We start from the raw sequence: 12,492 nt of genomic DNA on the forward strand, positions 1-12,492 counted from the left end.
CACCAGTGGGGAAGGAAGTATCTAGAATGCGCCCTCATGGCGAAAAGGCTCCAAGCTATAAAGCAAATTGCGCTTATCTCCAGTAGATGGCGAGACATAAGTTATATTTGAGTAACGCCGAGCGGCTGGCGCCGCCGAGAGGCGGTGTTGGAGCGAGGGAGCCCAGAGTCCGAGAGGCGGCAGCCTCTCGGAAATTTTGGTACTTTTGTTTGCAAAAGTACGCCCCCCCGGCAGGGGGATAGGAGTATTAGAACCTTGGTTCTAAGAATTGGTTCTTGCTTTTAAGCAAGAAAAAGGATAATTGAAAAGGAATCATGGAACGCAGTTCTAAAACACCTCATCCGCCCCTGCGGGGCACCTTCCCCTCAAAGGGGAAGGCTTTGGAACGCCCGCGACTCGTGCGGGGCGTATGCGTAGGAATACGGGACGCCGCGTCGGCTTACGCTCCTTGGGGGCGGGCGGGGGCGCAAAAAAACGCCCCGCCAAAACGTTCCCGTTCGGCGGGGGAGATCACGCGGATGCGCGCATTTCGTCAAAACGCCTCGTGCGCCGTGCGCTCTATTATCTCGTCCTGAAGCGCGCAGCTTAAATTGTTGAAGTGGTCGCTGTATCCGGCGACGCGCACGATAAGATCGCGGTGATTTTCGGGATGCGCCTGCGCGTCGAGAAGCGTTTTTTCGTCTATCACGTTGAATTGTATATGATGTCCGCCCATATTGAAATATGCGCGTATGAGCGCGCCTAAATTTTTCGTGCCGTCCTCTCCCGAAACGGCTGAGGGGACGAACTTCTGATTTAAGAGCGTACCGCCCGTTTTAAAATGATCCATCTTCGCGCACGACTTTAAAACGGCGGTGGGGCCGTAAACGTCTGCGCCCTTTGCGGGGGATATGCCCTCCGATACGGGTTTTCCGGAAAGCCTTCCGTTCGCGCTTGCGCCCATCACCTCGCCAAAGTAGACGTGGCATGTGGTGGGCAGCATATTTATGCGCCACATGCCGTCGCGCGTGTTCGGAAGTCCCGTAACGTAAGAATGGTAAAACTCGAACACCTCGCGCATAACGCCGTCGGCGTAATCGTCGTCGTTGCCGTATTTCGGCGTCTTGTTTTTAACGAGCGCGTGTATGCGCTCGAAGCCTTCGAAGTTGTTTTTGAGCGCCGCGGCAAGCTCGCTCATCTTAAAGCGCTTTTTATCGAATACGTTATACTTTATCGCCGTAAGCGAATCCGTTATCGTTCCTATGCCTACGCCCTGAAGATACGACGTATTGTAGCGCGCGCCGCCCGCGTTGTAGTCGAGCCCTTTTTTTATGCAGTCATTCGTTATCACGGACAAAAAGGGTACGGGCATATATTTTGCGTAGAGCTGTTCTATTATGTTTGAGCCGCGGATCTTTATATCTATAAAATAGCCCACCTGCTCTTTATAAGCCGAAAAAAGCTGTTCATACGTCTTAAAATCGGAAGCGAAGCCGAGCTCTAATCCGAGCTGACGCTTTGTGCGCTCGTCATAGCCGTTGTTTAAAGTTAGCTCGAGGATCTTCGGCAGGTTGAAGTATCCTGTTAAGATATAGGCCTCGTTTCCGAAGGCGCCCGTTTCAACGCAGCCGCTAGTACCGCCACGGTAAGCGTCGAAAGGCGACTTGCCCGCGTTCAAAAGCTCTGCGATTATCGCCTCGGTGTTGTAAAAGGCGGGCTGTCCCCAGCCTTTTTTCGATATTTCGCAGGCGCGGTATAAGAACTCGTCAGGATTCTTTCGGCTTATCTGCACGTTGGAGCTGGGCTGTAAGAGGCGCATCTCGTCCATGCAGTCAAGGATGATATAGCTTACGTCGTTTACGCCGTTTTCGCCCGTGGGAGTTAAGCCGCCCGTGTTTATATTGGCAAAATCGGTGTAAGTGCCGCTCTCTTTAAGCGTTATGCCTACTTTGGGCGGAGCGGGCTGATTGTTGAACTTTATCCACAGGCATTCCATAAGCTCTAAGGCCTCTTCGCGCGTGATCCTGCCCGCCTCGATATCGCGTTTGTAGAAGGGATAAAGGTGCTGGTCCAGTCTGCCGGGGCTGTATGCGTCCCAGGGATTTAACTCGGTAGTTACGCACAGGTGAACGAGCCAGTACATCTGGAGCGCCTGATGAAAAGTTTCCGGCTTGTTCGCAGGCACGACCTTAAAGTTTTCGGCTATGGTTAAAAGCTCGGCGCGCCGCTTTTCGTTTGTCTCCTTTTCGTAAAGCGAAAGCGCAAGCTTACGGTAACGCTCTCCCAGTATCATTATAGCGTCGCAGGCCGTATCCATTGCGTGAAGCTGTTCAAGACGCGAAAACGCGTTATTGTCGTAGTTGAAGTCGAGGAAGAAAATGGCGGCGCGGATCTTTGCTTTATAGTCAAGAAAGCCGTTTATATATATATTTTCGCTTCCGACGGTGTGGCCGGGGCCGCGCTGCTCCATAAACTCTGTGAAAACGCCCGCCTCGTAGCAGGCCTTCCATTTGTCGCTCATTTCATTTATGATCCTTTGGCGCATACTGCGTTTTTCCCAAAACGGTATTATAACGTCGCGCTGAAACGCGACGTCTTCATCAGTCACCTTAAAAGAGATAAGCTCGCGGCGGTCCATCGTGAGCATATCGCTCACCGTATGGCAGCAAAGCTCGGGAAAGGTGGGAGCCATCTGTAAAGACGCGCCCTTTTCGCCCACTATAAGCTCGTCCTCGCCGAAGTGGAGCGTTTTATGCTCCATTATATATTTAAGCAAGGAGGCGCGAAGCATAGGCACGCTCATCGTACCCAAGTTTTCTTTATAGAATTCCGTCTCAAGGCGGGCGCGCTCCATATCTATGCGGGGCGCCGTGTTAAGACTTTGCTCTCTTAATCTTTTTATGCGTTCAGTCATGTAAAAAACCTCCCCGTGGCATTATACCCCAAAGGCGCGCGGCGGTCAATACGCGGCACGCGGTTGACGATGGGAATAAAAGCATATATAATAAATATAAAGAAATATTATCGGAGGATGAGACATGAAAAAGAAAACTTTGGCGCTTGCCGTCGTACTTCTTATAATCGCGGCTTTGCTTTGCGGATGCAGCGGCGATAAGGCCGGCGAAGACGCTAACGGCAGCTCGCCGGAGGCTAACGTTCAAACGGCGGAGGACGGCGTAAAATTATCCGACGACGCCTCTGACTTTGTGCTTTTAAGCGACGCCGTGCCGGACGTTATATTGGAGATACGATATTATTCTACGTATAATTTCGTAGGGGAGCGTATCGACGGATACGAGGAGCCGGTGGCGCTTCTTACAAAGGAAGCGGCGGCCGCATTGAAGGATGTGAGCGACGAGCTTGCAGCGAAAGGCTACCGCCTTAAAATATACGACGCGTACCGTCCTCAGATGGCGGTGGACCATTTCGTAAGATGGTCTGAGGATCCGAATGATGTTTTGATGAAGCCGTATTTTTATCCGGAGCTTGAAAAAAATACGCTTTTTCCGCTGGGATACATATATTCGCGCTCCGGTCACAGCCGAGGGAGCACACTCGATCTTACGCTGTTTGATATGACGACGGAAAAAGAGGTGGACATGGGCGGCACGTTCGACTATTTCGGCGAGAAAAGCCACCCCGATTATACCGATATAACCGAGGAGCAGTATAATAACCGCATGATACTGCGCGAAGCAATGACGGCGCACGGCTTTAAGCCGCTTGACACCGAATGGTGGCACTTCACGCTTGAAGACGAGCCGTATCCCGATACGTATTTCACGTTTGCCGTAAGCAAAGAGTCCGTGGCGGCAGAGTAGAGAGCATATATATATAAAAAACGCTTCTTAACGATGTGAGTTAAGAAGCGCTTTTCTTTTTTTCCAGTCGGGCATAAAGCGGCCCACGAGCGCATGAAACGCCTTTGAATGGTTGGGATGAACGAAGTGGCAGTATTCGTGCAGCACAACGTAATCTATGACATCCGGCGGCTTTTCGATAAGGCGCGTATTGAGCGTTATCACGTTTTTTGCCGGTATGCACGAGCCCCAGCGCGACTTCATCGTGCGTATGCGAAGCGTGGGGAGGCCGCGCGTATAAGGCGCAAAATCGGGATAGCGCTTTTTTAAAAGCGCCGAAAATACGTTTTTGCACAGATCGAGCGTGAACGCGCCTACAAGCTTTTCGGAGCGCGCGGCGTCGGAAACGTCCTTTTGTATGAGACAAAGGTTTTGGCCGTCGGTAAAAGCCGCCTCTTTTGAGCCGCTCGTTTTTTTAAGATAGAACGTCTTGCCCAAAAAGCAAAAGGCCTCGCCGTCTTTATATCTTCTGTGCGCGGGCGCGGCCTTTTGCGATAAATCGGCGCTTTTTTTCGCGCGTAAGATCATGGCGCCCTTTGAAGAGACGAACTCGTCTATAACGCTTACGGGCACGAAGCTGTTTGCCGAGACGTATACGCTTTTGTCGGGGCGAACGCGGAGGTTTATATTTTTTACGGCCTTTCTTTCAAGGGTATATTCTATTATCGTGCCCTTATATGATACGGCGCGCACTGATATATTACCCATTTTCATAAATCTTGGGGGAATATCTCAAGGCTTCTTTTTAAAATGCCCTTCATTTCGGCTATGGCCGTGCCGTAATTCGTTATAGGCACGCCGTCAAGCTTTGCCCTTGCGATGCGGTGCTTCATTTCGCGCTCGTTTAACATACATCCGCCGCAGTGGACGACGAGCGAGAAGCGGGACAGATCGTCGGGGAACTCTCCGCCTGACGTAAACTCGAATTTTATATCGCGCCCCGAATACTTACGTATCCAGTCCGGCAGCTTTACCGTGCCTATGTCCTCGCACTGGCGGTGATGCGTGCAGCCCTCGCTTATGAGCACGCGCGCGCCGTCGGGAAGGCTTTTAAGAACGCTTGCGCCGCCCGCAAGCGTTTTAAGGTCGCCCTTGAAGCGCGCGAAAAGTATCGAGAACGAGCAAAGCGGCACGTCATGCGGCACTATGCGTGAGACCTCGGAAAATACCTGACTGTCCGTTATCACCATGCGCACCCTGCCCGAAAGAAGAGACAGCGCGCCGGAAAGCTCCGAAACGCCCGTAACGAGCGAAAGCGCGCCCGCGCCCAAAATATCGCGTATCGTCTGCTGCTGGGGAAGAATGAGCCTGCCCTTCGGCGCAGACTTGTCTATCGGCACGACGAGTATGACGATATCGCCGCGCGAAAGCTTGTCTGCGATGAGCGGCTTTTCTTTCGCTTCGGGCTTTAAGGCGGCTATGCGCTCTTTAAGCTCTTCTATATTCTCGCCGCTTTTCGCGCTTACGTATATTTCGCCTTCGTTCGCTGTGGGAACGCGGCTTAAAAGGTCGCACTTATTGAATGCGACGATATACGGCACCGAAAGGCGCTTAAAGTCTTCTATAAGCGCGCGGTCGGCGGGGGAGAGGCCTTTCTTTGCGTCCGCGACGAGAATAGCAATATCCGTCTTTCGTAAAATATCGCGGCTTTTCTTCATGCGAAGCCGCCCAAGCTCGCCCGTATCGTCGATACCGGCTGTATCTATTATAACTACGGGGCCCAAAGGCAGAAGCTCCATCGTCTTTAAGACGGGGTCTGTCGTTGTGCCGGAAACGTCGGAAACTATGGCAAGGTCCTGCCCCGTAACGGCGTTCACAACGCTTGATTTTCCGGCGTTCGTGCAGCCGAAAAAGCCTATGTGTATGCGCTCGGCTGCGGGGGCGTCGTTAAGTCCCACTCTTAAAACCTCCTAAAATCTGAAATCGCGCGAACCTGATTCTATCTTTTTTAAGTTGTCTAAAACTATGCGGCGCACGTTTTCGTTGGGCACGTTTTTCGTTTCGTCGAGTATGAGTCTGTCGGCAATGGCCTTCGTTTCGGGCGAGGCGTAGTCCTGTGCGTATTCCTTCAACGTCATGAGCGCGTTCGGATGGCAGCAGTTTTGTATCTGATTGCTCTTTAAAAGCTTCATAAATCTGTCGCCTGTGCGCCCCTCGCGGTAGCATGCCGTGCAGAAGGAGGGGATATATCCCAAGTCTACGAGCCAGCGCACGACTTCGTCGAGCGTGCGCGTGTCGGACACGTCGAACTGCTCCGTATCGTGCGGGCGCTCCTCTTCGGAGTAGCCGCCGACGGACGTGCGCGACGCGCCGCTTATCTGCGATACGCCGAGCGAAAGGAGCCTCTCTCTCACGGACTGGCTTTCGCGCGTTGAGATTATCATGCCGGTGTAGGGCACGCTTATTCTTATGAGCGCGCATATCTTTGCGAAAAGGTCGTCGCTTATGCCGTTGTCGAAGACGTCAGGGTCTATGTCGTCGGCGCGCTTTACTCTGGGCATACTTATCGTGTGGGGGCCTACGCCGAACACGGCTTCAAGATGCTCCGCGTGCATTAAAAGCGCGGCGAACTCGTAGCGGTAAAGCTCGAGCCCGAACAAAACGCCCAGTCCCACGTCGTCTATGCCGCCCTCCATAGCCCTGTCCATGGCCTCCGTGTGGTAGGCGTAATCGTGCTTCGGGCCCGTCGGATGAAGGCGCTCGTAGCTTTCTTTGTGATACGTCTCCTGAAAGAGGATATACGTTCCGATGCCGGCTTCTTTGAGCTTTCTGTAATTTTCAACGGTAGTCGCCGCGATGTTTACGTTTACGCGGCGTATCTCGCCGTTTTTATGCTTCACGCTGTATATCGTCTTAATGCTTTCCAATATATATTCTATCGGATTATTAACGGGGTCCTCTCCGGCCTCTATGGCAAGACGCTTGTGTCCCATATCCATTAGCGCCGTGACTTCGTTTTTTATCTCCTCCTGCGTAAGCTTCTTTCTCTTTATGTGCTTGTTCTTCAAGTGATACGGGCAGTAAAGGCAGCCGTTCACGCAGTAGTTTGAAAGATACAGCGGCGCGAACATGACGATGCGGTTTCCGTAAAAGTCGCGCTTTATCTGTCCCGCAAGCTTTAATATCTCTTCGTTTATCTCGTCTATGTCGCACTCCAAAAGGGCCGTGGCCTCGCGGTGTGAAAGACCCTTACGAAGCTTTGCGCGCTCTAATATCTCACGGAGAAGCTTTTCGTTATGCTTGTTTTCTTCGGCAAATTTAAGGCTTTTTATCACCTCGTCGTGGTCGATAAACTCTTCGGCCTTTTTCGATTTAGGATCGTACATGTCTGTTTTCCCCTTTATATTTAAGTATGTAAAATGCGTTTAAAGCTATCAGTCGCAATTCTTTTTAAGGTCAAGGACCATAAATACGTCTGTATATTCGCTTTCGTTGTATTTCTCGGTATCGACAAAGCCCTTTTTTCTGTACAGCGCCAAAGCCTTTTTGCTTTTTGAAAGCGATTCGAGATACATTTTTTCATAGCCGCTCTCTTTTGCAAATGAAATGGCCTTCTCTAAAAGCCGCCTGCCGTAGCCCAAACCGTGATACCACTCCAAAAGGTAAAGCGATTTAAGCTCGCAGCTCTTTTTGTCTAATTCCGACACGGCGACGGTGCCGACGATGTTTTCACCGTCGAACATGCACCAGAAGCGCCTGAAATAATTCTCGATATCAAGATAATACTTATGGCGTCCGCTTATGTCGAGCTTCCTTCCCGATTCGGGCAGGCAGTTTTTTAAAAAGGCCAAAAGAAGCGGCTCAAATTCTTTTTTATATTCAATAGCTTCAAATGTTTTTCTCATAAATATGCGTTACCTTCTTGGTTTTTGAGCGGCAAAGCAAAAAATCAAAAAAACGCCCGACGGGGCGTTTTTTTAAGTATGCTTAAATCCACGCCTTTCGCCTCAGAAAGAACTTCGGCGTCAGCCGGTATATACTGCGCTTCGGCGTCGGAAGCTTCCTTCGCCTCAGCATCTAAAGGATAACATATCGTTATAAAAAAATCAATACGGTTTGGTATAAAAACTTTGCGCCCTTCGTTTCTTCATATATAAAGAGGGAAAACAAAGGGCGCAAAAAGCGAGGTCAAATTTTGGGGCGGGGCGAAAACCTTGCCGCGCGCGTAAACAAGCGCCTGTTTTGACAGTCTTAGGCGGAGCCCTATTTTGACAGTCTGAGGCGGGGCGAAAGCTTTGATGTGAGCAGCACGGCGAGAGCTATTTTTACGGCGTCGGGTATAATAAACGGGAAAACGCAGCTTGAAAGCGCGCCGAGCACGCTTATTTCGCCCGCGCCCGCGGTGTACATTACAACGAACCACGCCGTGCCGAAGGCATAGCAAACGATGATACCGAGTATCATTGCTGCTATAATAATAAGAGTTTTGTTTCCGAGCTTCGCGGTGATAAGCCAAAAGAGGAGCGCCGAAAAAACGAAGCCTATTATATATCCGCCCGTCGTGCCGAAAAGCACGCCCATGCCGCCGCGAAAGCCCGAAAAAACGGGAAGCCCCACGAGGCCCAAAAGGATAAATATGATAAGGCTTAAAGTCCCGCGCCTGCCGCCCAAAAGCCCCAGTGTCAGAAATATCGCAAACGTCTGAAGCGTAACGGGTATGCCCATCGGCGTGGGTATGGATATCCACGAGCAGACAACGATGAGAACGGCGAACAGCGCGATATATACAAGCTCCCTTGTTGTGAGCCTGTCCTTGTTTTCGGCGGCTTTAGTCATTTTAAGGCCCTCCTTTTATACTGTGCTTTGAAGTATAGCACGGCGAAAACATATTGTCAACCGTTAAAATTTATTTTTAGGTTTACAATACATGATTGCGATATCTGATAAAAATGTGGTATCATATTATATAAAGGAGGGGACAAAAATGCCTTTTAAAATAATACACGGCGATATAACGAAGGTAGAGGCCGACGCGATAGTGAACGCGGCGAACAGCCGCCTTTTGCCCGGCGGGGGAGTGTGCGGCGCGATTTTTCGCGCGGCGGGATATAAGGAGCTTTCGGCGGAATGCGAAAAGATAGGCGGCTGCCCCACGGGCTCGGCCGTTATAACGGGCGCTTACGCGCTTAGGGCAAAATACGTGATACACGCCGTAGGCCCGATATACACAGGCGGCGAAAACGGCGAAGAAAAGCTTTTGTACGATTGCTATAAAAACTCGCTCGCTCTTGCGAAAAAGCACGGCTGCAAAAGCATCGCGTTCCCGCTCATCTCGGCGGGAATATACGGCTATCCCAAAGAGGAGGCGCAAAAAACGGCAGAGCGCGCGATAAACGATTTCCTTTCTTCGAATGAGATGGACGTATATCTCGTGCTGTTCGGCTGAAAAACGATAAGAAAGCTTAAAAAGTATTAACAAACTGAAAACATTATGAAAATGACATAATTTTGGCTGTATATTTGTTTTTTTTGCTGTTGACAGCAACGAATGCAACTGATACAATATACTGTGTATGAAGGATTTTTCCTTTATACTTTTTCCCGAATATGGAGACGCGCTTTTTTCGATTCTTTTGTGCTTGTGTAAATGGGTTGCGCCGGGCACAAAGGATTCGATACGGCGTGTCAACATATCTTTCGCATATCAAAATTAAAATAAACTGTAGGAGGAAAACAGAACATGGACAACAAAGAATACATCCAGAGCCTTATTGACAAGGGCAGAAAGGCGCAGGAGTCTATCGAGACTTACAGCCAGGAGCAGGTAGACAAGATGGTAAGAGCCATCGGTAAGGCTATCTACGATGCAAGAGAAGAGCTTTCCAAGGAAGCCGTTGAAGAGACTCATTTCGGCAACGTTCCCGGTAAAGTAGCTAAGCACGCAGGCGTTTGCGCAAACCAGTACCTCGCTATGAGAGGCAAGCCGTCTGTTGGTATCGTTAAGAGGATCCCCGAGAGAGGTCTTATCGAGTTTGCAAAGCCGCTGGGTGTTATCACTTGCGTTACCCCCAGCACGAACCCGACTACGACTGTTATCGCAGACGCTATGCCGGCATTAAAGTGCAGAAACGCTATCGTTGTTGCTCCTCATCCGAGCGCAAAGAAGTGCTCGAAGCACGCTGTTGACATCATCCGTGAGACTCTCGTTTCCATCGGCGCTCCCGCTGACCTCGTTCAGTGCATCGAAGAGCCGTCCTTAGAGCTTACGAACCTCGCTATGGAGCTTGCAGACGTTGTTGTTGCAACGGGCGGCCCCGGCATGGTTAAGGCAGCTTACTCCAGCGGCAAGCCTTCCTTCGGCGTAGGCCAGGGTAATGCACAGGTAGTTTTGGATACCACTTACACCGATTACGACACCATGGCTAAGAACATCATCATGAGCCGCGCTTATGACAACGGCGTTCCCTGCACCGGTGAGCAGACCATCCACGTTCCGAAGGGCAAGGAAGACGCAGTTATCAAGGCTCTCGTTGACAACGGCTGCTGGGAAGTTAAGGATGCAGCTGATATAGATAAGATCCGTCAGATCGCTTTCACTCCCGAAGGCAGACCGAACACTCAGATCGTTGGTAAGCTCCCGCCCCAGGCTTGCAAGCTTGCAGGCGTTGAGGGATGCCCCGAAGACGCTAAGCTTCTCATCATGAGAGTTGACAAGTGCGGCAAGGGCGAGCCCCTGGCACGCGAGATCATGTGCCCGATCCTCCGCGTATTACCGTGCGAGACCTTTGCAGAAGGCGTTGAGCATGCAAGAACGAACCTCCTTATGGAAGGCGCAGGCCACTCCGCAACCGTTTACTCCTTAGACGACGACAACATCAAGCTGGCAGGCGACCGTATCCCCGTATGCCGCATGGTTGTAAATCAGCCGAACGTTGCAGGCAGCGGCAGACAGCAGAACGGCCTTATGCCTACTTCTTCGCTGGGCTGCGGTTCGTGGGGCAACAACTCCATCAGTGAGAACCTCACTTACTATCACTTCATGAACACTACGAGAGTGGCATATCCGCTCAAGGGCGTTCACAGTCCTTCCCACGACGAGATCTGGCAGATGGGCTAATTTTGTAAAAAACAATACTGAATATATATATTAGGAGGAACACCAATTATGGATAACAAAGAATACATCCAGAGCCTGGTTGCAAAGGCAAAAGAGGCACAGGCAGTTTTAGATACTTTCTCGCAGGAAAAGATCGACCAGCTTACCAAGGCTATGGGTATGGCTATATTCGATGCAGCTCAGATGCTTTCCGAGGAAGCAGTTGCAGAGACGAAGTACGGCACCGTTGAGTCCAAGGTCGGCAAGCACAAGGGCGTTACCACCGCTACCTGGTGGGCAGTATGCGGCAAGCCCTCCGTTGGTCTTATCGAAGACACTAAGGACGTTGACGGTATCCTTAAGTTCGCAAAGCCGATGGGCGTTCTCGCTTCCATCACTCCCGTTACGAACCCGACCACTACGGCTGCTACCAACGCAATGAACGCTATAAAGACGAGAAACGCTATCATCGTTGCTCCTCATCCGGCTGCAAAGAAGTGCACCGCACACGCCTGCAAGATCATGAGCGACAAGCTCGTTGAGCTCGGCGCACCCGCTAACCTCGTTCAGTCCATCGAAGAGCCCTCCATCGAGCTTACCGGCTTACTGATGAGCGCTTGCGACGTTATCGTTGCAACGGGCGGCCCCAGCATGGTTAAGGCTGCTTACTCCAGCGGCACTCCGGCTTACGGCGTTGGCCAGGGTAACTCCCAGCTTATCGTTGGTCCCGACTGGACCGATTACGACACCATGGCTCAGAAGGCTATGTTCAGCCGCAACTATGACAACGGCGTTCCCTGCACCGGTGAGCAGACCTTCCACGTTCCGGCTGCAAAGCGCGAAGAGATCATCGCCGCATTCGTAAGAAACGGCGGCTATGACATAAAGGATCCCGCTGAAGTTGATAAGGTAAGAAAGAACGCATTCAACCAGGAGACCGGCAAGATCCAGCCGAAGATCGTTGGTCAGAAGGCTTCCGGCCTTGCAAAGATGCTCGGTATCGACGGCGTTCCGGAAGAGACCATCTGCCTGCTTTGCAGAGTTGACGGCCTTGCAGAGGAGGATATCCTTTCCAAGGAGATCCTTGCTCCGATCATCAGATTCGTTCCTTACAACACTCCCGACGAAGCTATCGAGAACTGCAGAAGAAACTACTTCCAGGAAGGCGCAGGCCACACCGGCGGTATCTGGTCGAACGACGACGCTCTCATCGAGAAGGCTGCAGCTCGTATGCCTGTTTGCCGTTACCTCGTTAATCAGCCGCTGCTTCTTGCTTCCGGCTCGCCCGTTAACTTAAACGGTTACATCCCGACCTCCAGCCTTGGCTGCGGTTCTTGGGGCGGCAACTCCATCAGCGAGAACTTCAACTACAAGCACCTCCTCAATACCACGAGAGTTGCTTACATCATCCCGGGCAAGAAGATTCTTACCCCCGACGAAATTTGGGCTCTGGACGAATAATTTTCTGTTTTCAGAATTTCTTCGTTCCTTCAAGCGTCCTGCCGTTAGGCAGGGCGCTTGTTCTTTTCTTGGGAAGGCAAACGGGGGAAGACGAACGGGGGAAGACGAACGGGGGAAGACGAACGGGGGAAGACGAACAGGGAAAACGAACAGGGA

Annotated in this window: 10 protein-coding genes; 4 read left to right on the top strand and 6 right to left on the bottom strand. The window is 51.3% G+C overall.

Annotation, left to right across the window (positions count from 1 at the left end):
• Window positions 1–532: 532 nt before the first annotated feature.
• Window positions 533–2,893 (bottom strand): glycyl radical protein, encoded by a 2,361-nt coding sequence (locus IJG50_04155; protein MBQ3379043.1) that lies wholly within the window; start codon window positions 2,891–2,893, stop codon window positions 533–535.
• A gap of 124 nt (window positions 2,894–3,017) precedes the next feature.
• Between IJG50_04155 and IJG50_04160 the strand changes: the two genes are divergently transcribed.
• On the top strand, window positions 3,018–3,800 hold the full coding sequence (locus IJG50_04160) for a M15 family metallopeptidase (GenBank protein ID MBQ3379044.1): 783 nt from the start codon (window positions 3,018–3,020) through the stop codon (window positions 3,798–3,800).
• Window positions 3,801–3,827: 27 nt separating this feature from the next.
• On the opposite strand, the gene IJG50_04165 is transcribed toward IJG50_04160, so the two are convergent.
• From IJG50_04165 to IJG50_04185, 5 genes are all read right to left on the bottom strand, one after another.
• Window positions 3,828–4,547, bottom strand: coding sequence for a M48 family metallopeptidase (locus IJG50_04165; protein ID MBQ3379045.1), 720 nt, complete (start codon window positions 4,545–4,547; stop codon window positions 3,828–3,830).
• A gap of 2 nt (window positions 4,548–4,549) precedes the next feature.
• Window positions 4,550–5,737, bottom strand: coding sequence for a [FeFe] hydrogenase H-cluster maturation GTPase HydF (hydF, locus tag IJG50_04170; protein ID MBQ3379046.1), 1,188 nt, complete (start codon window positions 5,735–5,737; stop codon window positions 4,550–4,552).
• Between the two features lie 12 nt (window positions 5,738–5,749).
• Complete coding sequence (gene hydG, locus IJG50_04175; GenBank protein ID MBQ3379047.1) at window positions 5,750–7,165, bottom strand: [FeFe] hydrogenase H-cluster radical SAM maturase HydG; 1,416 nt, start codon at window positions 7,163–7,165, stop codon at window positions 5,750–5,752.
• 48 nt (window positions 7,166–7,213) lie between these two features.
• On the bottom strand, window positions 7,214–7,684 hold the full coding sequence (locus IJG50_04180; GenBank protein MBQ3379048.1) for a GNAT family N-acetyltransferase: 471 nt from the start codon (window positions 7,682–7,684) through the stop codon (window positions 7,214–7,216).
• A 358-nt stretch (window positions 7,685–8,042) separates the two neighbouring features.
• Window positions 8,043–8,615, bottom strand: a complete 573-nt coding sequence (locus IJG50_04185; GenBank protein ID MBQ3379049.1) for a biotin transporter BioY — start codon at window positions 8,613–8,615, stop codon at window positions 8,043–8,045.
• Between the two features lie 148 nt (window positions 8,616–8,763).
• Between IJG50_04185 and IJG50_04190 the strand changes: the two genes are divergently transcribed.
• The 3 genes from IJG50_04190 to IJG50_04200 all read left to right on the top strand — a co-directional run bounded on the left by IJG50_04190 (window position 8,764) and on the right by IJG50_04200 (window position 12,336).
• Window positions 8,764–9,225: a macro domain-containing protein gene (locus IJG50_04190; protein ID MBQ3379050.1), complete on the top strand. Its 462-nt coding sequence runs from the start codon at window positions 8,764–8,766 to the stop codon at window positions 9,223–9,225.
• Window positions 9,226–9,519: 294 nt separating this feature from the next.
• Window positions 9,520–10,896 carry an aldehyde dehydrogenase family protein gene (locus IJG50_04195; protein ID MBQ3379051.1) on the top strand — a complete coding sequence of 459 codons (1,377 nt, stop codon included), beginning with the start codon at window positions 9,520–9,522 and terminating at the stop codon, window positions 10,894–10,896.
• A 48-nt stretch (window positions 10,897–10,944) separates the two neighbouring features.
• Complete coding sequence (locus tag IJG50_04200; protein MBQ3379052.1) at window positions 10,945–12,336, top strand: aldehyde dehydrogenase family protein; 1,392 nt, start codon at window positions 10,945–10,947, stop codon at window positions 12,334–12,336.
• Window positions 12,337–12,492 lie beyond the last annotated feature (156 nt).

It is taken from the genome of Clostridia bacterium (genome assembly GCA_017405765.1).
Lineage (GTDB): Bacteria > Bacillota > Clostridia > Oscillospirales > RGIG577 > RGIG577.